This window comes from Bergeyella zoohelcum ATCC 43767, assembly GCF_000301075.1.
In the GTDB taxonomy this organism is placed as follows: Bacteria; Bacteroidota; Bacteroidia; order Flavobacteriales; family Weeksellaceae; genus Bergeyella; species Bergeyella zoohelcum.
On sequence record NZ_JH932293.1, the window covers coordinates 1,777,171 to 1,803,288 of the forward strand.

The window sequence follows — 26,118 nt, forward strand, 5'->3', positions numbered from 1 at the left end:
GCCAAAAATATTTTTTTTGTAATTTCGGAAAATGATTTTTTCACTCAAAGGTATTGTACAAGAACTTCATCCTACCCTCGCCATTATAGATGTTAATGGTGTAGGCTATGGTGTAAATATGAGTTTACAAACTTCCCAAAAACTCGTATTGGGACAGACGGTTCATCTTTTTATTCAGCAGCTGATTCGTGAAGATGCTCATCCACTGTATGGTTTTTTTAGCCAAGAAGAAAAGGAACTATTTAACTTGCTTATCTCGGTCAATGGAGTAGGAGCCAGTTCGGCATTGATATTATTGTCTTCGCTTACTAATGTAGAAATAGTTCAAGCAATTTCTAATGGACAAAGTGTCATCCTTCAAAAAGCTAAAGGTATAGGGGCAAAAACAGCTGAAAGAATCATTATCGACCTCAGAGATAAAGTCTTGAAATTTAATGTTGAAATAGCAGAATCCACCACTACCCTTGCCAATAACAGAGTGAAACAAGAGGCCGTAGTGGCATTAGAAGTATTGGGCATCACCAAGAAAATGAGCGAAAAAATTGCGGATAAAATAATAAAATCTTCACCTGAAATCTCGGTGGAAGAACTCGTAAAGCAAATATTAAAAAGTATTTAAAGTGCGACTGAAAACCATTCCATATACTAAGATTGCCGCTTTCATGTTTTGGCTTCCTATGGCGAATATTCATGCTCAGGAATCGCCTAATAATGATGTAGTAATCAAAAAAGAACTCCAGCTTCCTGACCCTACCACCTACGAAGCATTCTATGATATTAAAATAGGAATGTATTTCGTGTATCCTAAAATAGGAGACCTCATCTCTGGAACACCTATGGTGATGACTCCACAGGAATACCAAAGATTCAGGATGTCTAAAATGTCTAAGGACTACTACCGTGAAAAATCAGAACAGTACAGTGCACTTTTTAGAAAAAATAAAAAAGAACAGAAACAAAGAGGACTTATCCCTACACTCAATGTTCGGAATAAAATTTTTGAAACCATCTTTGGAGGAAACAAAATAGAAATCATTCCTTCGGGTTTTGCATCTTTTGACCTCGGTGGACTGTATCAGAAAATAGATAATCCGCTCATTCTTCCTCAAAATAGAACTTCTTTTGCTTTTGACATTGAACAAAGAATCCAGCTGGGACTTTTAGGAAAGGTGGGCGAAAATTTGCAGCTTAGAGCCAACTATGACACCCAAAGTGGTTTTGCCTTTGAGAACAGAATGAACCTCGCTTGGCAAGCCAAAGGTACATGGAAAGATCTACAAAATAAGGGACTGAATGATATAACTACGGGCGGGGAAGACCGTTTCATTAAAAAGGTGGAGCTAGGAAATATCAATATGCCCCTCTCTACCAATCTCATCCGTGGTTCAGAATCGCTCTTCGGTATTAAAACCGATTTCCAAGCTGGAAAAACTTTTGGCTCCATCGTTCTTTCTCAGCAGAGAGGCGAGGCGAGAAATATTACCGTACAAGGCGGAGGCGTAATGAACTCGTTTAAACTTAATGCAGTGGATTATGAAGATAATCAGCACTATTTCATTGGACATTACTTCCTAAACAATTATGATTCGGCATTGCAAAACTACCCTGTCATTAACTCTACCATTAATATCAATAGAATAGAAGTTTGGGTACTAGACCAAGGAAACTCTAGCCTCACTACACAAAAGTCCATCATCGGTATCCGAGATTTGGGTGAAGGAGCTACGGGCACACCTGATAATGCACAATCTAATATTTACGCTACCATAGACGGATTAGGAGCAGGAATTAGAGATGTAAATTCTGCCTATAACCTCATTAATGGACAAAATCTTCCTGTGGCATCAGGAGCTACAGAAACTTATCAAGATGGAGAGCATTTTATTTTCAATAGAAAAGCCAGAAGGCTTAGTGAAAATGAATATAAATTTAATCCTCAGCTAGGGTATCTATCTCTGAATCAAAGATTAAATGATAATCAGCTGCTGGCAGTTTCTTATTCCTACACTATGAATGGCTCTAACCAAGTGTATAAAGTGGGGGAATTTTCAGAAGAAAGTCCAGTATTGATTACTAAAGTTTTAAAGCCCAATACCAATGTAAAGACTTCCTCTCCGATGTGGAATCTGATGATGAAAAATGTCTATTCATTGGACGGAATGCAAATTGATGCAGAAAATTTCATGCTCAATGTGTATTACCGTGATCCTAAGTCAGGGGGTAAACTCAATTACTTACCAGATACACCCGTAAAAGATATTAATCTCCTTAAACTTCTTAACTGGGATAGGCTGAATCTACATAATGACATTCAGGATAATGGTGGAACATTGGGGGACGGTATTTTTGACTTCGTTCCTAATATTACCATTCGTCCTGAAGAAGGAAAAATCATGTTTACCAAAGCACAGCCTTTTGGAAGCTTTATGGAGTCCGTTTTGGGAACTTCTAACAGTCAATATGTTTTTAAAGACTTATACGAACAGCAAAAACAAATAGCTACCCAATCTAATCTGGCACAGCGTTACACCATTGAGGGCAGATATAAGGGTTCCCAAGGACAAGGCATCCCTCTCGGTGCTATCAATGTACCTCAAGGCTCTGTAAAAGTAACCGCCAACGGTATAGAACTGGTAGAAGGTGTGGACTATACCGTGAACTACATGCTAGGGCAGGTGAATATCATCAATGAAAGAATAAGACAATCTGGACAAGCCATTAATATCTCGTTAGAAAATCAGCTTACCTTTAATACACAGAGAAAACGATTTTTAGGAGCCAATGTAGAACACCGTTTTTCAGATAAATTCATACTTGGAGGAACTTTTGTGAATTATTCCGAAATTCCTTTGACTCAAAAAGTGAACTTCGGGCAAGAAGCGGTCAATAATTCCATGGCGGGAATAAATATTTTGTACAATAATAAAGCTCCATTCCTTACCCGATGGACCGATAAAATCCCATTCATCAATACCGAAGCAGAATCTAATATTGATTTTAAAATGGAAGCCGCATATCTCCTTCCAGGGCTTAATGATGCTAGTAATAATGAATCTTATATTGATGATTTTGAACAGACTACCTCAAGAATTTCACTCAAAGAACCGAATGCTTGGGCACTGGCTTCCAAACCTGAAAAAAATCAAAATGACCCTATATTCTCAGGAGCAGGACAAAATGATAATCTACAAAGTGGCTACGGAAGAGGGCTACTGTCATGGTATTTTATAGACCCGAGATTTTACGGCGTAGGAGGAACAGCCCCCCAAGGAATAGATGCCAATGCGGTATCTAACCACGCATCCCGAAGAGTGAGAGTTCAGGAGTTATTTAATACCCGAGATTTAGTAGCAGGAGAACAAGTATTTACCAATACCCTAGACCTTGCTTACTTCCCTCAAGAAAGAGGACCTTATAATGTAAACCCTAATGTAGAAGCTCCAGAAAACCGATGGGGAGGGCTGATGCGTTCTGTAAATGTGTCTAATTTTATCCAATCTAACATAGAATATGTAGAATTTTGGATGATGGACCCTTATGCAGATGGCAAACAGCTGGGGCCAAATCCTCGGCTTCTATTACAACTAGGAAATGTCTCTGAAGATGTACTCAAAGACGGTCAGCTCCAATATGAAAATGGCTTACCTACTAACTCTCAACCCGCTACTACCACTACCACCAACTGGGGAAATCAGCCTAAACAGCCTCCTATCGTATATGCTTTCTCTTCAGAAGGAGATGAGAGAACGGCTCAAGATTTAGGCTATGACGGACTAGATGCGGCAGGGGAAGCCTTGAAATTTAATACCGATTTCGTAAATCCTGTTACAGGAAATTCAGACCCCGCCAGTGATGATTTCGTTTTCTACCTTTCTAATCAATTTCAAGGTACACAAAGTACTTCTATTTCACAACGATACAAGTACTTCCGAAATCCAGAAGGCAACTCTAAAAGCAATTCCTTAGAGGTAGCCTCACAAACTCCCGATGCAGAAGATATAAATAGGGATTATAATTTAGACCAATCAGAGAATTATAATCAATACGAAATCCGATTAGACCAAGCTAGTCTCAATACCAATAGCAATAATCATATAGTAGATGTAAAAACCGTTCCTGTTACTTTCATGAATGGAAATACCAGTAATGTAAATTGGTATTTGGTGAGAATTCCTGTAATGAATTTCGTGAACAATGCCGGAGATGCAGACCCTTCTATTTTAAATAATGTAAGATATGCAAGGCTCCTTCTCACAGGGTTTAATCAGGCATCTACCATTCGTCTGGGTACTTTTGACCTCGTGCGTTCTGACTGGAGAAAGTACACCAATAACATCGCTAGCTTTAGTATTCCCTCCAATTCTGAAGGAACAGGACAGCCGAGTGATCAGAATATGAATTTTGAAGTAGGTTCTGTAAATTTAGAAGAAAATGGACTCAATCAGCCTCCATATGTATTGCCACCAGGAATTGTAAGACAAGTACTCAGTGGGCCTGCAGGGGCAGAAAGACAGAACGAAGCATCACTCTACCTCAGAGCAAGAAATCTTAAAAATGAAGCAAGAGGGGTATTTAAAAATACCAACTTAGATATGCGTAGGTTTGGTAAACTAAAACTCTTCGTCCATGCTCATTCTAATAATTTGAGAGACCAAGGTGTGTACGATGAAACCACTAAGTTCTTTATCCGTTTTGGTAGTGATAATTCAGATAATTACTACGAATACGAATCTTCCCTACAATTGACCGATAAAAATGCTACTTCACCAATGGATATTTGGCCTTCTATTAATGAAATGAACCTTGATGTTCAAGATTTTGTAGATGCTAAAATCCAAAGAGACCAATCAGGAGCAGCTATTTTTGACCGATATGCGTACACTAATTTTGGAGATACTCATAAGAGAATCTTCGTAAAAGGAAGACCTTCTATAGGAAATATCACTACCATTATGATAGGGGTAAGAGATAACTCTGGAAATAATGGCGTTCCGAAAGATATTACGCTTTGGGTAAATGAAATCCGATTGTCTGATGTAGAAAATAAAGGCGGATATGCAGGAAATGCCACCCTTAATTTTAACTTAGGAGATTTTGCAGTGGTGAATACAGCAGCATCCCACTCTTCCATAGGTTTTGGAACGCTAAACTCTCGCCCATCTGAAAGAGCTCAATCTGCCCAAACGGCATTTTCTATCAATACTTCTGTAAATGTAGATAAATTTTTGCCTGAAAAAACGGGAATTAAAATTCCGGTGAATTACGCTTACTCACAGACCATAGAAGACCCTAAATACAATCCTATGGACAATGATGTAACCTTTGATAAAGCTCCTAATAAAGAAGAGCTGAAACAGATTGCCAGAACTTACACTCAGCAGCGTTCATTGGGCATCGTGAATATGAGAAAAGAAAGGGTAAACAGCCAAAGAAAACCGAAATTCTACGATATAGAAAATGTCTCTCTCTCAGTAATGTATAATGATGACTATTACAGAGACATTTATACTAAGAAAAATCTTAGACAGAATCTTCGTGGAAATATTGATTATAACTATACCTTTAAACCTTGGGTCATTCGGCCGTTTAATAAACTCATCAGTGATACTGCCAAATCTGCACAGTATTTACGATGGATTAAGGAATTTAATTTTAATCCTATTCCTACCAGAATTTCTTTCCGTACAGAGTTAGACAGGAACTATAACGAACTAGAATTTAGAAATATAGAAGCCATTCTGAATGGAAATACCAATTCTAATTTTGATGTGATAAGAAATAGAAACTTCTACTTCGGATGGCAATACGCTGTAGGATTTAACTTTACTAAATCTTTTAAGTTAGAAATTAATTCAGCAACTAGAACATTGAATGACCATATGAGCGTTCATAATATGTCACAAAGTTCTATTTTCCAAAACCCATTCAGAGCGGGAAGACCAGTCCTGTATAACCATAGGATACAAGCCAATTACAGACTGCCTTTTGAGCATTTTCCGTTCATAGATTTCCTTAATGCTGAGGTAATGTATGGAACCACTTACAACTGGAATGCCCGTTCTACCGCCATGCTGAATAGCCCTCAAGGCAACCTAGGAAATATCGCCCAAAATAGTAATAATATCACCGCCTCGGCTACTGTAGATTTCCCTAGACTATTTGAAAAAGTAGGTTATTTCAAGAGACTGAATGCGAAGATGCAAAAGCGAAGAAAAGAAATAGACTCCCTCAATACCGTTTATACCAAAATGTGGGAGAAAAAGCGGTTCCGTTATAAACCTTATAAATTTAAAACCAAAATCTCCATCGGGGACAGAGTCGCCTATGCACTGACCGCTTTAAAACAGCTAGACTTAAACTATACCCAAACCAGTGGAACAGTACTTCCTGGTATCATCTCTGCACCCAATTGGTTCGGATATGGGCAGACCATCGGAGGTCCTACCTACGGATTCCTTCTAGGCTCTCAGGCAGACATCAGAAGATTGGCTTTGGAAAATAGATGGATCAGTGAATCTCCACTGATGACAGAACCTTTTGTACAAAATGTCAATACTAACCTTACTGGAGCATTGCAAATTGTTCCGATGCCTGATTTTAGAATAGACCTGAACATTTTGCAAAATTACATGAGTAATTTTTCTCAAGCAGGATTTAATAACAGAATGAATCTCTTCCGCCCAAATCACGATTTCGCTTTTGGCATAGATATGATTACCCATTCTAACACTACTTGGATGATGCCTACCAGCTTTAAAAATGGCACCGAAATTCATAACGCACTTCTCCAAAATGCGAGAACCATTTCCCAAATGCAAGCTACTCCTATGACTTCTGGCGGTTACAGAGATGGCTACGGAATAGGTAATGCCTATGTACTTATCCCTGCCTTTGAGGCGGCGGTAGAAGGTAAGCAACCTGTAGGCATACTTAATAATCCTAAAAAAGCAGGATTCCCACTTCCTAACTGGAAACTGGTCTATTCAGGGCTGAAAAATATCCCGATTATCAATGCTAATTTCTCTAAAATAGACCTACTTCACGGTTATACAGCCACCAAAACTGTTACAGGAATACAGTCTAATATATTGCATTATAATAATATAGATAGAGATGTGAATGGTAATTTCATTAATCCTTATACCCTTTCTCAGATAGGCTATGTAGAAGCCTTTTCTCCACTAATAGGAATTGATATTACCATGCGAAATAATATGCAGTTCCGTGCCAACTATAATAGAGACCGTATGTTCATGCTCGGACTGGTAAATACCACGCTCACCGAAGATTCAGGAAAAGAATATAGTGTAGGATTTGGCTATATTATTAAAGATTTTAAACTTGGGGGCGGATTTACTCCAAGGAGGGGGCGAAATAAAGTGAAAAGCGACCTGAATATCCGTGGTGATTTCCAGCTAAGAGATAATGTTACCCGTATTTCCAATCTATTATTACAAGATTCTCAGGTTACTGGTGGACAAAGACTCATGAGCATTAAACTCTCTGCAGAATATAATGCAACGAAAAATCTAAATCTTAGACTTTTCTATGATCAGATGCTTACCCGCTATAAAATTTCTACCGCTTTTCCTCTCTCCACGGTAAGAGCAGGTATATCTGCTACTTTTACCTTTGGAGAAAATAATCCATAGTTCATTAGGCTGCCTACTATTTCAGGCAGCCCATTTTCATCAAAAATCATCTAAAAAAATAACCCATGACAAAGCTATTCATCTTTTTATTTGCATTTCTTACACTTCATTTTTCTTTTGCTCAAAAGAAACAAGAGGTGATTCATATGAAAAGTAAAAATGACTTTAATACCACCGTAAATCTCCTCTATCAAACATTGAAAGAGAAAGGACTTACCGTTTTTGCAGATTTTGACCATCAGCGTAATGCAAAGGAAGTAGGACTCACGATGCCTGGAAGCAGAGTAATCGTTTTTGGGAATCCTAAGATAGGGACTTTTCTGATGAAAGAAAATCCTTGGGTAGCATTAGATCTCCCACTGAAAATAGCAATTGTGGAAGATGAAAATGCCGAAGTAAGCATAGTTTTTGCTCCTGTTTCATCATGGAAAAAAAAGTACAATATAAAGGATAAAAATTTATTGTCTAAAATGCAAGCCGCAATGGATGCAATAGCAAAAAGAATTACCCGCCAAAACTAAGATAATTTCCCACCTACTTCTTTGATGTTAAGTTTTATGAATATTTTAGATCTAATTATTGAAGAGAAAAGCAATGTCCGAATGGATGAAGTATTCCTGGATGAGAAAAGCAAATCACAGCTTCAGCAGCTGATAAAGGAACATCAATTCATTGATGAACTTCTGAAATACCAATTGCCCGTGGATAATAAAATCTTACTTTTCGGGCATTCTGGCTGCGGAAAAACCCTTACCGCAAAGGCACTTGCTCATCTACTAGGAAAGAAACTGATGATTCTTAATCTCAGTAATATTATTCACTCCAGAATAGGAGAAACTTCTAAAAACCTCAAACAAGTTTTTGATAAAGCACAAAGAGAAAATGCCATTCTTTTCCTGGACGAGTTTGACCAGATAGGAAAATCCAGAGGAAATGATGATAATGATGTAGGAGAAATGAGAAGACTGGTGAATACCATTATCCAACTTATGGACTATCTATCGGAAAAAACACTGCTCATCTGTGCTACGAATCACCCTGAAATCATAGATCATGCCTTGATGAGAAGATTCCAACTGAAAATAGAGTATCAAAAACCATCCAAAGCATTATTAGACGCTTACTACGCTCAGCTTTTGGCACACTACCCTACTCATCTACAAAACATAGAAAGAAAATACGACATCTCGTTCGCTGAAGCTAAGGATATTACACTCTCTCAAGTCAAAGCCCATCTCATCCAATATTTAGAGAATGAGCATTTTAGAAGGCAATAAAGCGATTTACTTTCAAACAATTTGAAATCTTTAAAAATTTGTAGGCAGCAAAATACAAAGAATTTTTCGCTCCTAATTTCTTACTTCTAATATCTAACTTCTAACCATGAATATAGAAATCATCAGGAATTATTGTTTAAATAAAAATGGAGTAACAGAGTCTTTTCCTTTTGATAACGAGACTTTGACTTTTAAAGTAGGAACTAAAATGTTCTTGTTAGTCAATCTTAACCGATTTCCTTTGTTCTTTAATGTAAAAACAGCTCCTGACTGGTCTGAAACGCTTCGTGAGGAATATCCACAAATCACGGGGGCTTATCATCAGAATAAGAAACATTGGAACTCTGTAGTGGTAGAAGGACTCCCAGAAAGGCTTATCTTTGAACTCATAGACCATTCTTATGAGTTGGTATTTCAGTCTTTAACCAAAAAAGAAAAATTTATCATCGAAAATAAAATATGATGCCGTGGGTTTACCAAAAAACTAAAAAACTTGGGAAAAACTTTAAAATCGTATAAAAACTCAGGGAATTTAATCAAGAGGAGCTCGAGAAGTAAATAAAAAACGGTTTACTTTCAAATAAAATCAAACTACTTCAAACCCTTAAAAAGTTCGTTTCTAATTTCTATAATTTTTTCGTACTTTTACGCCAATAAATCAATAAAAAATGGACAATTTAGAAAGCGTACTCCAAGAAGGTAAGTACACACTGATAGATGTAAGAGAACCTATGGAATTAGATTTAGATGGTGCTATAGACGGTGCTATCAATATCCCACTGGGAGAAATAGAAGAAAGAGCCAATGAAATCTTAGCAATAGATGGAAATGTAATCTTATTCTGTAGAAGTGGAAACAGAAGTGGTCAAGCGTTAACATATCTTCAGTCTCAAGGACTCCAAAAAGGTTTTAATGGAGGTGGCTATGCAGAGCTGAGCCAAAAAATAGGTTAAGGAAAAAAAGCGGTTTCATTTTTTTGAAACCGCTTTTTATTTATATTGGCAAAAAGAGGTATAAAGACTACCTGATTGAGTAGAAGTTTTAAAGCATTAGCCTCTCTGAAAAAGAAAAAATCCAACAGATTTTTATTCAAACTGCTGGATTTTCTTATATCTAAACTTTAACGATTTTGAAAAAATGAAACTAAATAAAATACTTTATACATAGTACAGTCTCTAATTTCTAAAACTAAAATCTTATTTCAAGTTTTCAGAATCTTTAATAAACTGAGCCAAACCATTATCCGTAAGTGGATGTTTCAAAAGGCTAAGAATAGGAGCAAGTGGTGAGGTAATCACATCCGCACCTATTTTCGCACAGTCTATAATATGCATAGAATGACGGATGGAGGCTGCCAAAATCTGCGTTTCAAAGCCGTAGTTATCATAAATGGTTCTAATTTCATCAATGAGATTCAGTCCATCCGTAGAAATATCATCTAATCTTCCTAAGAATGGTGAAACAAATGTAGCTCCTGCCTTCGCTGCTAAAAGTGCTTGTCCTGCAGAAAAGATAAGTGTACAATTGGTCTTAATTCCCTTTTTAGAGAAATAAGAAAGTGCCTTCACACCATCTTTAGTCATCGGAATTTTTACTACAATATTCGGGTGAATTTTTGCCAATTCTTCTCCTTCTGCAATCATCCCCTCGTAATCTACAGAAAGTACTTCGGCAGAAACATCGCCATCTACCAGTTCACAAATCTTTGCGTAGTGTGCTTTCACTGCATCTGCACCTATAATTCCTTCTTTTGCCATCAGGCTGGGATTAGTAGTTACCCCATCAAGAATTCCCAAATCTTGAGCTTCCTGAATTTGAGCCAAATTGGCCGTATCAATAAAAAACTTCATGTTATAATCTTTATTTTATTATTTCCTCGTTCAAAGATAATAAATTGCACTCATCTTAACTTATATTTTGCTCAAATTTTCTGAGCCTTAATACATTTGAAAGTACTTTGCCAAAGTTTTTAAGACTTTGGCAAAGTACTAAAAACATATAGAAACATTCTACACGCTCCTTTTTGTCATCCATTACAATGGAATCTGATAACTGAACCCTACATGGAACCATCTTCCCGGCATAGGTACACCAAATGCCTCTTTGTATTCCACATTAGTAAGGTTATTAATAAGTGTATAAATGGTAAGATGATTTTTTTGGAAAGAAAATTTAGTATCCAAAAGCTGATAACTATCGCCAAAGATTCGCTCTTGATAACGATAGGTTAATTGGTTAGAGAAATATTTTCCAAATTTAGCCTCCCATTTAGCTACCACTTGATGGCGAAAATGTTCCGCAAGATATTTAGAGAAATTAGTATCTTGCTGAATCTGAGTATCCAAATAAGTATATCCTACAGAAAAACGCTCTGCAATGCCCGAAAAACGCTGGCTCAGCTCTACATCTACCCCTTGCGTAAAAAGATTTCCTACATTTTTTGCTGTCCAAAGGTCTGTAGCATTTTCTTTCACCCAGTCTATACCATTTTTAGAATCTCTCACGAAATAACTTGCCTTGAATTCTGTTTTATTTCTTAAATACTGATAGCCAAGTTCATAAGAAAGTGCATTTTCAGGAAGAAGATTTGGGTTTCCTAGCTCCGTTCCACTGATGTAGTACAAATCAAAAAACGAAGGCACACGGTTTACTTTCGCCACATTTCCAAAAATCTTATGGGCATCCATAAATCTATAGCCTACATCTATCCCAGGATAGAAGAAATGAGATGAATGAATACTCGCCCAAGAAATACCTGGAATAATGGTGAGCTGGTCATCGAACAAAGAAAATTTATGTTCTGCAAAAGCCTCCGTGATAAATCTTTCTCGCTCACCAATGCTAATGTTGGTTGGTGAAAAAGTATTGGTATTATTACTATTAAGGTATTCTTTTCTAGCTGCCACACCTATTTCGGTAATTCCTAAAGAAGAAGTATAAGCGGCATTGATGGTAGCACCTACATTATTCCCTATAGACATATTTCTGTAGATTTCAGGTTTTTGTCTATTAATGGTGTACATATCTTGTCCCCTTCTCCAGAAAGCATGTGCGTTGAGTGCCACATTCTTCCACTGAGCATCATAGCCTACAGTTACTATACTGGCTTGGGTTTCTTCATATTGTTCTGTAGCTTTCGGACTGGCATAGAATCCATTTGCCCCAAATTTCTTTTCCACAAAACCCGCTTGAATATTAAGATTTCCCTTTCCTACATTCCATTTAGACTGATAGAAAGCATTACGGATATCATAGTCGGTATTGTGTCGGTACCCCTCAGAGTGCTGGGTATTGATTTGAAACAAATTTTGTACTTTTTCACTTCCGAAAGTAGCACTCAGTCCCAATCCGTAAGTAGTAAAATCCCCCCCATTGGCAGAGATTTTTACTATTTCCTTAGCAGAAGCCTTGGTAATAATATTAATCACTCCCGAAAAAGCATTGTTTCCAAACTTCCTTGCGGCAGGTCCTTTGATGACCTCTATTTTCTCTACATTCCCTAAATCTACAGGAATATTCATAGTATTATGTCCTGTTTGGGCATCGTTTATTCTCACTCCATTAATGAGTACTAGTACCTGTTCAAAAGAACCTCCACGGATGCTCACATCACTCTGCACCCCATTGGCACCTCTTCTTCTGATATCTATTCCGCTAAACTGCTGGAGAAGGTCTTCTATGCTTGTAGCAGGGCTACTCTGAATTTGTTTTTTATCAATGACAATGATATTCTCCACTGCTTTAGAATAAGGGGTAGATAATATTTTACCTGTAATGGTAACCTCCTCTATTTCATTTTCACTAGATTGAGCAAAGACCATTCCCACAGAAAGCAAAAGCCCAACGGTCCATAGTTTTCTATTCATCGTTAATTTTTAATTAGCGTGCAAAAATACACCATTTATAAACATCATAAATATTCTAAAACAAAAAATACGATATCCCCCAGAAACTGCCATTATTTTCTCCTTTTTTCATCGTATCTTTGTGCGGCATGATTACTAGAGCAACCATAGACAAAATTTTTTCTGCCGTAAGGGTGGAAGACATCGTAGGGGAATTTGTTCAGCTGAAAAGAGCAGGAGCCAATCTCAAAGGACTGAGCCCTTTCCGAGATGAAAAGACCCCCAGCTTCGTAGTTTCTCCTAGTAAACAAATATGGAAAGATTTCTCCACAGGTAAAGGCGGTAATGCCATTACTTTCCTCATGGAGCTGGAAAGTTTTACCTACCCTGAGGCCCTTAGATACATTGCAAAAAAATACGGCATCGAGATAGAAGAAAATCTTCGAGAACTGAGTGAAGAGGAAAAACAAAAACAAACCGATAAAGAACTGCTCTATAAAATTCATGAAATAGCCAATGATTTTTTCCAAGAGCAAATGTGGAATACCGAAGAAGGGCAAACCATCGGGCTTTCCTACTTCCGAGAAAGAGGGCTGAATGATAGTATTTTAAAAAAATTCCAGCTGGGCTACTCCCCCGCATTTAAAAGTAGCTTTACACAGTTCGCTTTAGAGAAAGGCTATACCAAAGAAATTCTGGCAAAATCTGGGCTAAGCATCTTCCGTGAAGAAACGGGCGAGGGAATTGACCGATTTAGAGAGCGGGTAATTTTCCCTATTCATACTTTTTCGGGGAGAACCATTGCCTTCGGTGGAAGGATATTAAATTCTAACCTGAAAACCGCTAAATATCTTAACTCCCCAGAAACAGATATTTACCATAAATCTAATGTTTTATATGGTCTGAACCAAAGTAAACAAGCCATTTCTAAAGCCAACGAATGCCTACTGGTAGAAGGCTATATGGATGTGGTTTCTCTACACCAGTCGGGCATAGAAAATGTGGTGGCAAGCTCTGGAACTGCACTTACTCCAGAACAAATAAAACTCATCAAAAGACTCACAGAAAATGTAACCCTCCTTTTCGATGGAGATGAAGCAGGTATCAAAGCCAGTTTCAGAAGCATAGACCTCCTCTTAGACCAAGGAATGAATGTGAGGATTCTCCTTTTCCCTGATGGAGATGACCCCGATTCTTTTGCGAAAAAACATCCTGCAGATTTCGTACAAAAATATATTGCGGAACATGCTCAAGATTTCATTGATTTTAAAGCGAATGTTCTCCTCAGTAATGTTCAGCATGACCCCATCAAAAAAGCAGCTGCCATCAGGGACATCATACAGTCTGTAGCCCATGTTTCTAATCCACTGAAACAGGAAGTTTATATCCAAGAGATTTCTTCTAAATTCGGAGGACTCAATGAGCAGAATCTTTTTAACGAACTGAAAAACATTCAGCAAAGCCAAGAAAGAAAAATAGATAAGACGCCTGCTACTCCTCACCACTCCTCTACGCTTACCGTAGAGAAAATAGATACTTCTGTAGATTCTACATTATTTTTAGAAGAAAAACTAATAGAACTTCTTCTAAAATACGGAGAGTACATCATTGAAAGAAAAGATATAGAAAATCAGTCTTATGAAACCACGGTCTTGGAGGAAATTTTGGCACATTTTGAAGAAGATGATTATGAAATTCGTTCGCCTATTAATGAAAAAATCATTGCTGAAATGAAGGAGGGCATCGCCAAAAACGAGATTCGTGGAGGAAATTTCTTTAGCAATTATATGGAAGAAGATTTATCTCAAAAAATTGCCGATGCCTTGGTAGAACCTTACCATACCAGTAATTGGGAAAAATTTAATATCTCTTTTCATCATGAAGAGGAAATATTGGACAGAATCGTTTTTGAAGCCTGTACAAGACACAAAAGAGCCTACATTCTCCAGCTAATAAATGAAGAGAAAGAAAAACTGAAAACCGCAGAAAACCATGATGAACATTATAAAAAAATCTTACTTTTAACCCAGCTTAAAATCCAACTGGATAAATCACTCTACCGTGCGGTATGACAATTTGTCGGGGAAAGAATTAGGAATACATTTTGCTAAAAAAAAGAAATCATATATTAAAATTATGGATATAAAAAAAGAATTCAGAGACTTCTCTGTAAAACATCTTAACAATAACGGATTGGCTACGGAACAATACATGAACGCATTTAACCCTACCAATCTTACACCCTACATCATGGAAGAACGCCGTATGAATGTAGCACAGATGGATGTTTTTTCCAGATTAATGATGGATAGAATTATCTTCTTAGGAACAGGAATAGATGACCAAGTGGCCAATATCGTTACCGCACAGCTTCTTTTCCTAGAAAGTGCAGACCCTAATAAGGATATTCAGATTTATATTAACTCCCCAGGCGGAAGCGTATATGCTGGATTGGGAATTTATGACACCATGCAAATCATTAAGCCCGATGTAGCTACCATCTGTACAGGTATGGCAGCCTCCATGGGTGCAGTGCTTTTGGTGGCAGGAGAAAAAGGAAAACGCTCTGCACTGAAACACTCTAGAGTGATGATTCACCAGCCTAGTGGTGGAGCTCAAGGTGTGGCCAGCGATATGGAAATCAACCTGAGAGAAATGCTCAAACTGAAAAAAGAACTCTATGATATCATTGCGGAACATTCTGGACAATCTTATGATTGGGTAGAAAAAGCATCCGACAGAGACTACTGGATGACGAGCTACGAGGCCAAAGAAATGGGAATGATAGACGAAGTTTTAGAGAAAAAATAACTCAAAGAGATTTGCCCTTTTTTCAGTGGTAATATGAATCAAAACCCCATAGAGCGTAATGTTATGTTCTATGGGGTTTTAAAGTTTTTTACATAAAGCATCAGAGTTTGCATCTCTACTCAGTGAAAATATCTTCTGACGAACACTGAGCCGTTTTACATTCTATTCACGGTGCCTATCCCTAGGAGTGCAAGTGATTTTTGGATGACTTTAGCAGTGATGGCAGAAAGCTGAACACGGAAGTTTTTACTTTCATCAGTATCTGCATTCATCACAGAATTGTTTTGGTAGAAAGAATTGTAAGTTTTTACCACATCATACACATAGTTGGCAACTAATGCTGGACTGAGGGATTCGGCAGCTTTAGAAACTATAGCAGGAAAACTTGCGAGCTGTACCAAAAGCTCTTTTTCAGATGCGTTTAGCACAAGATTTTTAGGTTGCTCCGTAGATACAGCACCTACTTTAGTAAGTAAAGACTGAATTCTAGCAAAAGTGTATTGAATGAAAGGACCTGTATTTCCGTTGAAATCAATGCTTTCAGCAGGGTTAAAGAGCATTTTTTTCTTAGGATCTACTTTCAGCATATAGTACTTTAAGGCTCCCATCCCTACTATTTCGTAAGATTTTTCTTTTTCTTCCTCGGTTTGTCCTTCCAGTTTGCCCAGTTCCTGTGCTTTTTCTTTGGCGGTAAGATACATTTCCTGCATAAGGTCATCTGCATCTACTACAGTACCTTCTCTAGATTTCATCTTACCATGAGGAAGTTCCACCATACCATAAGACAAATGATAAAGATGATTTGCCCAAGTATAACCCAATTTTTTTAGAATGGCAAAAAGCACTTGGAAATGGTAATCTTGTTCATTCCCTACAGTATAGATAAGTTTTTGAATATCATTTTCTTCAAATCTTTGTACGGCAGTTCCTAAATCTTGGGTCATATAGACCGAAGTACCATCTTTTCTGAGGAGTAATTTTTGGTCTAAGCCTTCACTTTCTAAGTCGATCCAAACGGAGCCATCTTCTTTTTGGAAAAAAACACCTTGGTCTAGTCCTTTTTGGATAAGGTCTTTCCCGAGGAGGTAAGTATTGCTCTCATATTGCACTTGGTCAAAGTTCACGCCTAATCTACGGTAGGTTTCTGCAAAACCTTGATATACCCAATTATTCATCATTTCCCATAGCTGACGCACTTTCTCATCATTATTTTCCCAATCAATGAGCATTTTCTGAGCAGCGATGATAGAAGGAGCATGTTTTTTTGCTTCCTCTTCAGTAAGTCCGTTTTCTATCTCTTTTTGTATTTCCGCTTTATATCTTTTGTCAAAAGCTACATAGTAGTTCCCTACGAATTTATCCCCTTTGGTATCCGTAGATTCAGGTGTTGCTCCTTGGGCTTCCTCTTGCCATGCGTACATGGATTTAGAAATATGGATTCCTCTATCATTGATGATTTGAGTTTTAATAACTTTATAACCATCGGCTTCTAAAATCTGAGCAATGGAATAGCCTAAAAGATTGTTTCGAATATGTCCCAAATGGAGTGGTTTATTGGTATTGGGAGAAGAATATTCCACCATTACCTGTCCTTTATTTTGCGGTTTATTTTCTATATTTTTTTCAATATGGGGAAGAGATTGGAGGAAAAAATCATCTTCTAAAGAGATATTCAGAAACCCTTTAATGGTATTGTATGCCTTGATGAATGGGCATTCATTTTTCAGAAGTGTTCCTAATTCTTCGGCAAGGATTTCAGGATTCTTTTTCAGCAACTTTACCAGTGGAAATGTAACAATAGAAAAGTCTCCTTCAAAGTTAGGTTTTGTATCTTGGAGTTCTATAGTGATTTCTTCATTTTGATATGCTTTTCTAATGATGGGAGTAAAAATTTCTGAAAGCTGTGTTTTAAAATCCATAGTATGAAAAATTAGAATGCAAATATACGCATAAACCCTAAAAAATGGTATATTTGGCAGAAATTGTAGTAGCTGGTATTTCTCTACTCAAAGAGCGATAAGCGAAGCATCTACAACTATTGTATATTGTACATCATATAACATCATATAATTAGTCATTATACATTGTACTTTATACATAGTACATCATAATTTAGCAGAATAGAAAAATGACTTGGAGCATCACTACTTTAGAGGAATGGAATCCCATTGCAAAATGGATACTTGAAAATAAAAAACATGCTGTTATTCAGCTGAAAGGAGAAATGGGAGCGGGGAAAACTTCGTTTACTGCTGTTTTGCTCCAAAAAATGAATGCGAAAGATGAAGTCTCCTCTCCTACTTATGCCATAGTGAATGAATACGATACTGAAAGAGGAAGTGTATATCATTTTGATTTGTATAGACTTAAAGATATTTCGGAACTGGAAGCATTGGGATTTTATGAGTATTTGGACAGTGGTAACTTGTGTATTATAGAGTGGGCAGAACTTTTTCCTGAAGCCTTTGAGGGGACAGATTATCATACATTAGAAATAGTAGAGATAAACGGGAAAAGAAATATTTCATTTTCTTAAATTGTACAAAGTACATGTATAAAGTACAAAGACTTTTGGCGTATGGTTTGGTACTTTGGCGAAGTGTTTTGAAACTAGGCTATAAAATTAAAAATTGTACAAAGTACAATATATAAAGTACAAAGACTTTTAGCGTATGGCTTCCTGCTTATTGCTTATAGCATTTTCATCGAAAGATAAAGATTTTTATAAAGCTATCGGACATTAGGTAATGGCTATTCGCTTTTAAATAGTATCTTTGTAAAGAATGTAAGTTTTAGCATCATGAGTAATGACCCGTTTTTTACCCCTTTCAATGATTTAGAACTGATGCCAGTGGAGGAAAAACTGGAAATCAAAAGAAAGGAAAAGAAGTTGAGCATAGGCATTCCGAAAGAAACTTGTCTAGATGAAATGCGTACATGTGTAACCCCCGATGCGGTACAAGTACTTACCGATGCTGGACACCAAATCATCATAGAGAGAGGTGCGGGAAGTGGCTCTTTCTTTACTGACCAACAATATGCAGATGCTGGAGCACAGCTTACAGATAGTGCTTCTAAAGCTTTTTCTCAAGATTTGATACTTAAAATTAATCCGCCTACGGTAGAGGAAATACAATGGATGAAACCCAATGCATACCTCATTTCGGCATTACAAATTAACCTCAGAGATAAGGAGTATTTTCTCACTTTGGCAAAGAAGAAAATCACTGCCATCGCCTTTGAATTTATTACAGATGAATATCAGCAATTGCCACTAGTAAGGCTTATAGGCGAAATTGCAGGAACCGCCTCTATCCTCTATGCTTCTGAGCTTTTGGCACAATCTAACGGAAATATGCTGGGAGGGATTACAGGAGTCCGTCCTACTAAGGTGGTCATCATTGGGGCAGGTATTGTAGGAGAATTTGCTGCCAAAGCCGCTCTTGGGTTAGGAGCTGATGTAAAAGTGTTTGATAATTCCCTTTCTAAACTTAGAAGATTGCATACCAGTATTGGTGCCCGAATTCCTACCTCCATCATAGAGCCTAAAGAATTACAAAAGAACCTCCGCAGAGCCGATGTGCTCATTGGGTGTATGCATAAGCAAAGCAATATCCCCATTGTCTCAGAAGATATGGTGATGAAAATGAAAAACGGAAGCATCATCATAGATGTGGGGATAGATTATGGTAAAGTGGTAGAAACTTCAGAGATTACTACCTTTAAGGCACCTTATTTCGTAAAACATGGCGTGGTACATAGTGGACTACCGAATCTTACCTCCAGAGTGCCAAGGCTTACCTCTAAAGCCATTTCTAATTTTTTCCTTACCTATCTACTGAATTATGATGAGGAAGGTGGTTTTGAAAATATGTTGATGAATAGAGATGAAGTAAAACATAGTCTCTATATGTATAGAGGGAGGCATACCAAAAAAATACTCTGTAACCGATTTGATTTACCCTATTGTGACATCAATTTATTAATGATATAAAACTCTATTTCATGGCAAGAAAAATTCGTTTTTTCCTTTATGGGCTCATTCCAGGCTTAGTAATTTTACTTTTTATTTTTAATCAAAAGGGGGCTACTTGTAGCGGTTATCTGCCCAATAGCAGAGTGATTGCGGAAACCAATAGCAAGACTTTTAGCTTTTCTGATGCCTTTTCTGGACAAATGAAACAATACAATATAGACGAGACTACCTTCAAGGAAAAAATTTTCAGCAAAGGAGAAATTAATTTTAGCAAAAGCGAAGCAAGACGAACGCCCTGCCCGAGATATCTGATGCATAGCGATACAGAATATGGAAACTTCGAAATTCAATTTGAAAAATGTGATACCATAGCGGTGTTTCATCACTTCGTAAAGCGATAATCAGGTAAGATGATGAGACAGGGTAAAGTACACTGTGGATAAGAATAAAAAAATACCATGGATAAAATAAGGTATAAATGGATATTATCCCCCGAAAGAATCGTAGATTTGCAAAAATAAAATGATAAATAAAGATAAAATGACTTTACAACAAACCATTGAAAATATTTGGGACAATAGAGATTTGTTACAAAATGAAGAGAGCAAAGCTGCTATAAGAGAAGTAATCGCACTATTAGATAAAGGAGAACTCCGCGTAGCAGAGCCTACCGCCAGCGGATGGCAGGTAAATGAGTGGGTAAAGAAAGCGGTGGTAATGTATTTCCCTATCCAGCAGATGGAAACCATAGAGGTAGGCCCTTTTGAATTTCATGATAAAATTCCTTTGAAGAAAAACTATGCAGAAAAAGGTGTAAGAGTAGTGCCTCATGCCATTGCCAGAGAAGGGGCTTTTGTAGCTTCGGGGGTGATTATGATGCCTTCTTATGTAAACATTGGGGCGTATGTGGACAGCGGAACCATGGTAGATACTTGGGCTACGGTAGGTTCTTGTGCACAGATAGGTAAAAATGTACACCTCAGCGGTGGCGTAGGGATAGGTGGCGTATTAGAACCCCTTCAGGCAGCACCTGTGATTATAGAAGATGATGTTTTTGTAGGGTCTAGATGCATCGTGGTAGAAGGGGTTCATGTAGAAAAAGAAGCTGTATTGGGAGCGAATGTAGTGCTTACCGCTTCCACTAAAATCATTGATGTAACGGGAGATACTCCTGTGGAACTGAAAGGGAGAGTACCTGCACGTTCGGTGGTAATTCCAGGGAGCTATGCTAAAAAATTCCCTGCAGGAGAATACCAAGTGCCATGTGCATTAATCATAGGGAAGAGAAAAGAATCTACCGATAAGAAAACCTCTCTGAATGATGCCCTTAGGGAAAATAATGTAGCAGTATAACACAAGAAGAAAAAAAGAGCATGATTGCCCACCGAAAACCACATTAGGTTTTCACTAAAACCACGCTAGGTTTTCACCGAAACCACATTAGGTTTTTACTAAAACCACGCTAGGTTTTTTAGAATATCTTAGAAAGTTTTTATAAAAGGCTTTAAAAGCGTGGTGGTGTGCGTTATCTTTTCCATATTGTTTTCTGCTTTTTATAGATTAAAAAAATGAAAAACGCAAAGGCGATATTTTTAAAAGGACTGTATCATCCCAAAATTATTTTTGGGATATACTTTTTAGTGGCAATAGCTTCTGCATTAGTGAAATACATGAATGGGCAGCTGGCATACAATAATTACATGATTTTCAAAAATGTATTTACCAATATTCAGCTTCAGCAGAATATTTATGATTTGTACCCCGATGTCCATTTTGATTCTAATCATTACGGTGTTTTCTTCTCCGTACTCATAGCTCCCTTTGCTATTCTACCAGATTGGTTAGGGATTATACTTTGGAACATTGCCAATGCAGCCGTTTTAGTATATGCTTTCTCTAAATTGCCTTTTTCTCAGAAATACATTTCGCTTTTGGCATGGCTCTGTCTGCAGGAGTATATTACGGCAGCAGTCAGTTTACAGTTTAATGTAGCACTTACGGGACTTTTGGTCTTATCTGCCATTTTTATTTACGAAAGAAAAGAAACCCAGTCTGCCATTGCTATACTCATTGGTTTTTTTGTAAAACTATATGGTATTGTCGGACTTGCCAATTTCTTCTTCATCCAAAACAAACTGAAATTCATACTTTCTTTCATCGGTTTCGGTCTGTTATTTTTAATTTTACCGATGTTCCTTTCCAGTGTAGAATTCGGGCTGAAATCTTATTATGATTGGTATATTTCATTGACTGAGAAAAATTTATCCAATCAAGTATTGGGCAATCGGCAAGATTATTCCATCATGGGCATTGTACGCAGAGTGTTGGGGAATGCAGATATTTCTAATTTTTATTTTTTAATTCCTGGTGGGCTGCTATTTGCTTTGCCCTATCTTCGGACGAAGCAGTTTAAGCATTTGGCATTTCAGATGATGATTTTAGCCTCCACACTTCTGTTTGTGGTGCTTTTCAGCTCGGGGTCAGAATCTCCTACTTATATCATTGCCGTAGTAGGGGTGATGATTTGGTACATCATGCAAAAGAAAAGAAATTGGTTCATCCATGCTTTGCTCATTTTCGTGATGGTGATTACTTGTTTTAGCTTCTCTGATATTTTTCCTAGATATATTAAAGATGAATACATTATTAAGTACTCACTAAAGGCTTTGCCTTGTGCTTTGGTGTGGTTTAGAGTGATTTATGAGCTAATGACCAAAGATTTTGAAAAAGATTATCAGTTAAAAGAAAGCGTATGAAACGGATTTCTATCGTAGTTCCTGCTCATAATGAGGAGAAAAATGTAGCCATTCTCCATGATAAAATCCGAGAAATATTTAAGGATTTGGAAGGCTATGGGTATGAATTAATCTTTGTCAATGACGGCAGTACTGATGCTACACAGTGCGTATTAGAAGCACTGGCGAAGGAATTTCAAGAGGTGAAATTCATAGAATTTTCCCGAAACTTTGGGCATCAGATGGCGGTAAAGGCAGGACTAGACCATGCGAAAGGAGATGCCGTAATTTCTATGGATGCAGATCTTCAGCATCCGCCAGAGCTTATTCCTGAAATGATTCATCAGTGGGAAAACGGAAATGACATTGTCTATACTGTGCGTACTTATCCTAAAGAAATTTCAAAATTTAAAAAACGAACTTCAGATTTATATTACCATATTATTACAAAACTGTCAGACATCGAAATAGAAAAAGGTTCGGGTTCAGACTATCGCCTTATAGATGCACAAGTTTTGACCGTGGTGAAAGACATGAATGAGGATAATCTTTTCTTAAGAGGCTTGTTTAAATGGATAGGCTTTAGGCAAGTGGGCGTGGCTTTTACTGCAGGAGTTCGGGAGCATGGGGAGAGTAAATACAATCTTAAAAAGATGATTAAGTTTGCGGTAACAGGAGTTACTGCGTTTAGCGTAAAGCCTTTATACATCGCTACTTATTTAGGTGTTTTGTTTTCTATTCTCTCCATCATCGGCTATTCTGTATATGTGTTTTATGCACTGTTTACCCATACGGAGATTTCGGGCTGGGCATCGCTCATTATGACGGTGGTTTTCTTTGGAGGAATGCAGCTCATTATTTTGGGAATATTGGGGCTGTACATTGGGAAGATTTTCAAGCAGGTAAAGAATAGACCCGCTTATATTATTCGTTCAAAAAATACGGAATGACATTACTTTCATTTGACATAGAAGAATTTGATATGCCTTTGGAGTACCAAGGACATATTCCTTTTGAGGAGCAAATAGCCGTTTCCCAAAATGGACTGATAAAGATTTTGGACTTGCTCAAAAAACACAATGCTAAAGCTACTTTCTTCTCTACGGTAGTTTTTGCTGAGCATAGTAAAGGATTGATTAAGAGATTACTCCATGAAGGGCATGAGCTGGCTTCTCATACTTATTATCACTCACAGTTTACGCTGGAAGATTTAGAGAAGTCTCGCTTGGCACTAGAGCAAATGTTTGCTACCGAAGTCATCGGTTTACGCATGCCCAGGATGATGCCCGTTCCTACTGATGCGGTGCAAAAGGCAGGATACCGTTATAATTCTTCGGTAAATCCTACTTGGCTACCAGGGAGATATGATAATAGACATGTTTCTAGGACGCATTTTATAGAAAATGAAGTGCTACAAATTCCTGCTTCGGTAACTCCGAATTTTAGAATACCGCTTTTTTGGCTGAGTTTTCATAACTTCCCTCGGGGGCTGTACCACCGCTGGGCATCAGATACGCTGAATAAAGATGGCTATTTAAATCTCTACTTTCACCCTTGGGAGTTTTCAGATATAGCTCAGAAAAAATACCAACTTCCCAGCTATACCACCCGTAATGTAGGTGAAAAGATGGTGAAGAAATTTGATAAACTTCTTTCATTTCTTACCGCTAAAGGGGAAAAAATGGTTACTTTTAAAGCGTTTAGAGATGAAATACTTGCTCATGGCGGATAGTTTTGGACCTATCCATTAATTATTGTTCACAAAACAAAATGATATGAAAATAGCATACGATGCCAAAAGATTTTTCCAAAATCGTTCAGGATTAGGAAATTATTCTAGAGATTTAGTAAGAATAATGGCCACTGCATTTCCAGAGAATGAATATATTTTGTTCAATAAAAAAAAGACCGAATTAGGGAAAGAGATTATGGCAATGCCCAATGTTCATTTTCAAGAAAATAAAGGTTTTTTGGCAAGGCAAACCCAACTAGGAAAGGCAGCAGAACAGCTTCAGGTAGATATTTTTCATGGGCTATCAGGAGAATTGCCTTTACGATGGGCGAAAGATTCTAAAGTAAAAAAGGTAGTAACCATTCATGATTTGATTTTTGAAAGATTTCCTCAGTATTACACTTGGATGGATAGGAAGATACACTTTTGGAAGTTTAAAAAAGCAGCTCAGGTGGCCGATAAAGTGATTGCCATTTCGGAACAAACCAAAAAAGACATTGTCCATTTTTTAGATATTGACCCTAAAAAAGTAGAAGTGATTTATCAGGGTTGTCATCCTGCATTCCAACGAAAATTTACTCCTGAAAATCTACAAACAGTCAAAGAAAAATACGCTCTGCCCGATGCTTTTCTCCTCAGTGTGGGTACCATAGAGCCAAGAAAAAATCTGCTTCATGTTTTAAAAGCCATTCGTGGGAAAGATATACCTTTGGTAGTGGTAGGTAAACCCCAAAAAAGCTATTTTCAAAAAGTACAGAAGTACATTCAGCAATATGCTATTCCTGTTCAGTTCATCAGTGTAGCACAGATGGAGGAACTTGCAGCCATATATCAGTTGGCCAAAGTGTTTATTTACATTTCTGAATTTGAAGGGTTTGGGATACCCGTTATCGAGGCTTTGTATTCTGGAACACCAGTGATTACCAGCAATATCAGTGCGATGCCCGAAGCAGGAGGAGATGCTGCCCTCTATGTGCATCCTCATGATGAAAAAGACATCGCTTCTAAAATAGAATACCTTTGGAATTTTACCGATGAAAGGATGCGAAGAGTGAAGATAGGAAAAGATTTTGTCCAAAGATTTAATGATGAGCATATCGCTAATCAATGGAATGCAGTGTATCAGGAATTACTCTGTAGATAATCATCAATTAAAGTAAAAGCGGTATTTTCATTTTCTAAGGAAGTAATAATGGCAAACCCCTGAATGCTGCTGCCATTTTCTAAGAAAAGTTCTTCCTCTTGGATTTCGGAGTGAATATCATGCTCATGTAGCATCTGTGTGATTTGTACAGCTTCTTCTTTACGGTCTGTGATAAAAACTTTTGCGTTCATTAGGGAATATTTTTTTTCATCATTTTATATGCACCCATGGTTCCTTTTTTGATAGAACTTTCTGCCGAGCCAAACATTCTTCCTTTGCGTTTTAGTGTATCATAAACACTGGAAGAGACAAGGTGTCCTTGGGCGTTATAGAGGTCTAAAGTAACAACTACTTGGCTAGAAAAAATATACTTTCCGAAACCTACTTTGAAAAATTTAATGGACGGAATTACTACGAAATCAGCATCATTATTTTGGCAAAGTTCTGCTACTTGTTCTTGTAGGTTTTCTCCCATATTTACATAACCATTGGTCTGTAGAATGCGGAGGTCATTGGATTTAGAAATTCGCTCATAGATAGTATTAAAAAAATGATTTTCAGTAACCTCACGGATTTCTTCTACCTCTGGGAAAATATTGAGCCGAGTGTAGAGTATGGTTTTTTTCTTTTTTTGAACCACCACCTCAGGGATGTGAGTAACCGTCTTCTGGGCTCTTGCTTTCATGCAAATCGCTGTGGTAGCTACCAATACCCCTAACAATAGTAAACGATGTTTATGTTTCATTGTTTCTAATACGCTTTGCAAATATACACCGAATTTTGATTGAGTGATGGATAATTATTACATTTTTGTATGTCAAGGTGTTAATGCAATTCAATTTTCCGTAACTTTGTGATGAGTTACAACAGCATCGGTTTTTGCGATGGTTCGAATCTCGTTGTAAATTGCTTTCAATTTTCCGTAACTTTGTGATGAGTTACAACT

21 protein-coding genes are annotated in these 26,118 nt (G+C 37.4%); 16 read left to right on the forward strand and 5 right to left on the reverse strand.

All coding sequences use genetic code 11. The features are described 5' to 3' along the window. The first annotated feature begins 31 nt into the window (after positions 1–31). From ruvA to HMPREF9699_RS08225, 6 genes are all read left to right on the forward strand, one after another. A complete protein-coding gene (gene ruvA, locus HMPREF9699_RS08200) occupies positions 32–619 on the forward strand; it encodes a Holliday junction branch migration protein RuvA (RefSeq protein ID WP_002664006.1) in 588 nt (195 codons plus the stop codon). Between the two features lie 43 nt (positions 620–662). Further along, the gene (gene sov / locus HMPREF9699_RS08205; protein WP_456151132.1) at positions 663–7,652 is read left to right on the forward strand and encodes a T9SS outer membrane translocon Sov/SprA; all 6,990 of its coding nucleotides are present in this window, start codon (positions 663–665) and stop codon (positions 7,650–7,652) included. 65 nt (positions 7,653–7,717) lie between these two features. Beyond that, positions 7,718–8,173, forward strand: a complete 456-nt coding sequence (locus HMPREF9699_RS08210; protein ID WP_002664010.1) for a DUF302 domain-containing protein — start codon at positions 7,718–7,720, stop codon at positions 8,171–8,173. 36 nt (positions 8,174–8,209) lie between these two features. Beyond that, on the forward strand, positions 8,210–8,929 hold the full coding sequence (locus HMPREF9699_RS08215) for an AAA family ATPase (RefSeq protein WP_002664012.1): 720 nt from the start codon (positions 8,210–8,212) through the stop codon (positions 8,927–8,929). Positions 8,930–9,035: 106 nt separating this feature from the next. Continuing rightward, entirely contained in the window at positions 9,036–9,392 is a 357-nt protein-coding gene (locus HMPREF9699_RS08220; protein WP_002664014.1) for an MmcQ/YjbR family DNA-binding protein, read from the forward strand. Between the two features lie 205 nt (positions 9,393–9,597). After that, positions 9,598–9,882, forward strand: coding sequence for a rhodanese-like domain-containing protein (locus tag HMPREF9699_RS08225; RefSeq protein WP_002664016.1), 285 nt, complete (start codon positions 9,598–9,600; stop codon positions 9,880–9,882). 243 nt (positions 9,883–10,125) lie between these two features. On the opposite strand, the gene fsa is transcribed toward HMPREF9699_RS08225, so the two are convergent. Next, positions 10,126–10,779, reverse strand: coding sequence for a fructose-6-phosphate aldolase (fsa, locus tag HMPREF9699_RS08230; protein WP_002664017.1), 654 nt, complete (start codon positions 10,777–10,779; stop codon positions 10,126–10,128). Between the two features lie 183 nt (positions 10,780–10,962). Next, positions 10,963–12,795: a TonB-dependent receptor plug domain-containing protein gene (locus HMPREF9699_RS08235; protein ID WP_002664019.1), complete on the reverse strand. Its 1,833-nt coding sequence runs from the start codon at positions 12,793–12,795 to the stop codon at positions 10,963–10,965. A 128-nt stretch (positions 12,796–12,923) separates the two neighbouring features. Between HMPREF9699_RS08235 and dnaG the strand changes: the two genes are divergently transcribed. Beyond that, complete coding sequence (dnaG, locus tag HMPREF9699_RS08240) at positions 12,924–14,846, forward strand: DNA primase (RefSeq protein WP_002664020.1); 1,923 nt, start codon at positions 12,924–12,926, stop codon at positions 14,844–14,846. A 64-nt stretch (positions 14,847–14,910) separates the two neighbouring features. Then, complete coding sequence (clpP, locus tag HMPREF9699_RS08245) at positions 14,911–15,585, forward strand: ATP-dependent Clp endopeptidase proteolytic subunit ClpP (protein ID WP_034985828.1); 675 nt, start codon at positions 14,911–14,913, stop codon at positions 15,583–15,585. 155 nt (positions 15,586–15,740) lie between these two features. On the opposite strand, the gene argS is transcribed toward clpP, so the two are convergent. Continuing rightward, positions 15,741–17,504: an arginine--tRNA ligase gene (gene argS, locus HMPREF9699_RS08250; RefSeq protein WP_002664022.1), complete on the reverse strand. Its 1,764-nt coding sequence runs from the start codon at positions 17,502–17,504 to the stop codon at positions 15,741–15,743. A 209-nt stretch (positions 17,505–17,713) separates the two neighbouring features. On the opposite strand from argS, the gene tsaE reads away from it, so the two are divergent. From tsaE to HMPREF9699_RS08290, 8 genes are all read left to right on the forward strand, one after another. Further along, on the forward strand, positions 17,714–18,121 hold the full coding sequence (gene tsaE, locus HMPREF9699_RS08255) for a tRNA (adenosine(37)-N6)-threonylcarbamoyltransferase complex ATPase subunit type 1 TsaE (protein WP_002664024.1): 408 nt from the start codon (positions 17,714–17,716) through the stop codon (positions 18,119–18,121). A 264-nt stretch (positions 18,122–18,385) separates the two neighbouring features. After that, the gene (locus HMPREF9699_RS08260) at positions 18,386–19,579 is read left to right on the forward strand and encodes an alanine dehydrogenase (RefSeq protein ID WP_002664028.1); all 1,194 of its coding nucleotides are present in this window, start codon (positions 18,386–18,388) and stop codon (positions 19,577–19,579) included. A gap of 11 nt (positions 19,580–19,590) precedes the next feature. Beyond that, positions 19,591–19,962, forward strand: a complete 372-nt coding sequence (locus HMPREF9699_RS08265) for a hypothetical protein (protein ID WP_002664030.1) — start codon at positions 19,591–19,593, stop codon at positions 19,960–19,962. Between the two features lie 139 nt (positions 19,963–20,101). Next, positions 20,102–20,914: a 2,3,4,5-tetrahydropyridine-2,6-dicarboxylate N-succinyltransferase gene (locus HMPREF9699_RS08270; protein ID WP_002664032.1), complete on the forward strand. Its 813-nt coding sequence runs from the start codon at positions 20,102–20,104 to the stop codon at positions 20,912–20,914. Positions 20,915–21,129: 215 nt separating this feature from the next. Beyond that, positions 21,130–22,317 carry a glycosyltransferase family 87 protein gene (locus tag HMPREF9699_RS08275; protein WP_002664034.1) on the forward strand — a complete coding sequence of 396 codons (1,188 nt, stop codon included), beginning with the start codon at positions 21,130–21,132 and terminating at the stop codon, positions 22,315–22,317. Beyond that, on the forward strand, positions 22,314–23,246 hold the full coding sequence (locus HMPREF9699_RS08280; RefSeq protein ID WP_002664037.1) for a glycosyltransferase family 2 protein: 933 nt from the start codon (positions 22,314–22,316) through the stop codon (positions 23,244–23,246). The genes HMPREF9699_RS08275 and HMPREF9699_RS08280 overlap by 4 nt, the downstream gene beginning before the upstream one ends. After that, positions 23,243–24,028 (forward strand): polysaccharide deacetylase family protein, encoded by a 786-nt coding sequence (locus tag HMPREF9699_RS08285; RefSeq protein ID WP_002664039.1) that lies wholly within the window; start codon positions 23,243–23,245, stop codon positions 24,026–24,028. The genes HMPREF9699_RS08280 and HMPREF9699_RS08285 overlap by 4 nt, the downstream gene beginning before the upstream one ends. A gap of 43 nt (positions 24,029–24,071) precedes the next feature. Beyond that, positions 24,072–25,172, forward strand: a complete 1,101-nt coding sequence (locus HMPREF9699_RS08290; RefSeq protein WP_002664040.1) for a glycosyltransferase family 4 protein — start codon at positions 24,072–24,074, stop codon at positions 25,170–25,172. Here HMPREF9699_RS08290 and HMPREF9699_RS08295 read toward each other — a convergent pair. Then, positions 25,151–25,363 (reverse strand): hypothetical protein, encoded by a 213-nt coding sequence (locus HMPREF9699_RS08295; protein WP_002664041.1) that lies wholly within the window; start codon positions 25,361–25,363, stop codon positions 25,151–25,153. The genes HMPREF9699_RS08290 and HMPREF9699_RS08295 overlap by 22 nt on opposite strands. Beyond that, entirely contained in the window at positions 25,363–25,917 is a 555-nt protein-coding gene (locus HMPREF9699_RS08300; protein WP_245946139.1) for a hypothetical protein, read from the reverse strand. The genes HMPREF9699_RS08295 and HMPREF9699_RS08300 overlap by 1 nt, the downstream gene beginning before the upstream one ends. Positions 25,918–26,118: the final 201 nt, after the last annotated feature.

What these genes read in the sequence shown, in the direction of transcription:
- ruvA (WP_002664006.1), top strand. Translation starts at nt 32, where the DNA reads ATGATTTTTTCACTCAAAGGTATTGTACAAGAACTTCATCCTACCCTC.
- sov (WP_456151132.1), top strand. Translation starts at nt 663, where the DNA reads ATGTTTTGGCTTCCTATGGCGAATATTCATGCTCAGGAATCGCCTAAT.
- HMPREF9699_RS08210 (WP_002664010.1), top strand. Translation starts at nt 7,718, where the DNA reads ATGACAAAGCTATTCATCTTTTTATTTGCATTTCTTACACTTCATTTT.
- HMPREF9699_RS08215 (WP_002664012.1), top strand. Translation starts at nt 8,210, where the DNA reads ATGAATATTTTAGATCTAATTATTGAAGAGAAAAGCAATGTCCGAATG.
- HMPREF9699_RS08220 (WP_002664014.1), top strand. Translation starts at nt 9,036, where the DNA reads ATGAATATAGAAATCATCAGGAATTATTGTTTAAATAAAAATGGAGTA.
- HMPREF9699_RS08225 (WP_002664016.1), top strand. Translation starts at nt 9,598, where the DNA reads ATGGACAATTTAGAAAGCGTACTCCAAGAAGGTAAGTACACACTGATA.
- fsa (WP_002664017.1), bottom strand. Translation starts at nt 10,779, where the DNA reads ATGAAGTTTTTTATTGATACGGCCAATTTGGCTCAAATTCAGGAAGCT.
- HMPREF9699_RS08235 (WP_002664019.1), bottom strand. Translation starts at nt 12,795, where the DNA reads ATGAATAGAAAACTATGGACCGTTGGGCTTTTGCTTTCTGTGGGAATG.
- dnaG (WP_002664020.1), top strand. Translation starts at nt 12,924, where the DNA reads ATGATTACTAGAGCAACCATAGACAAAATTTTTTCTGCCGTAAGGGTG.
- clpP (WP_034985828.1), top strand. Translation starts at nt 14,911, where the DNA reads ATGGATATAAAAAAAGAATTCAGAGACTTCTCTGTAAAACATCTTAAC.
- argS (WP_002664022.1), bottom strand. Translation starts at nt 17,504, where the DNA reads ATGGATTTTAAAACACAGCTTTCAGAAATTTTTACTCCCATCATTAGA.
- tsaE (WP_002664024.1), top strand. Translation starts at nt 17,714, where the DNA reads ATGACTTGGAGCATCACTACTTTAGAGGAATGGAATCCCATTGCAAAA.
- HMPREF9699_RS08260 (WP_002664028.1), top strand. Translation starts at nt 18,386, where the DNA reads ATGAGTAATGACCCGTTTTTTACCCCTTTCAATGATTTAGAACTGATG.
- HMPREF9699_RS08265 (WP_002664030.1), top strand. Translation starts at nt 19,591, where the DNA reads ATGGCAAGAAAAATTCGTTTTTTCCTTTATGGGCTCATTCCAGGCTTA.
- HMPREF9699_RS08270 (WP_002664032.1), top strand. Translation starts at nt 20,102, where the DNA reads ATGACTTTACAACAAACCATTGAAAATATTTGGGACAATAGAGATTTG.
- HMPREF9699_RS08275 (WP_002664034.1), top strand. Translation starts at nt 21,130, where the DNA reads ATGAAAAACGCAAAGGCGATATTTTTAAAAGGACTGTATCATCCCAAA.
- HMPREF9699_RS08280 (WP_002664037.1), top strand. Translation starts at nt 22,314, where the DNA reads ATGAAACGGATTTCTATCGTAGTTCCTGCTCATAATGAGGAGAAAAAT.
- HMPREF9699_RS08285 (WP_002664039.1), top strand. Translation starts at nt 23,243, where the DNA reads ATGACATTACTTTCATTTGACATAGAAGAATTTGATATGCCTTTGGAG.
- HMPREF9699_RS08290 (WP_002664040.1), top strand. Translation starts at nt 24,072, where the DNA reads ATGAAAATAGCATACGATGCCAAAAGATTTTTCCAAAATCGTTCAGGA.
- HMPREF9699_RS08295 (WP_002664041.1), bottom strand. Translation starts at nt 25,363, where the DNA reads ATGAACGCAAAAGTTTTTATCACAGACCGTAAAGAAGAAGCTGTACAA.
- HMPREF9699_RS08300 (WP_245946139.1), bottom strand. Translation starts at nt 25,917, where the DNA reads ATGAAACATAAACATCGTTTACTATTGTTAGGGGTATTGGTAGCTACC.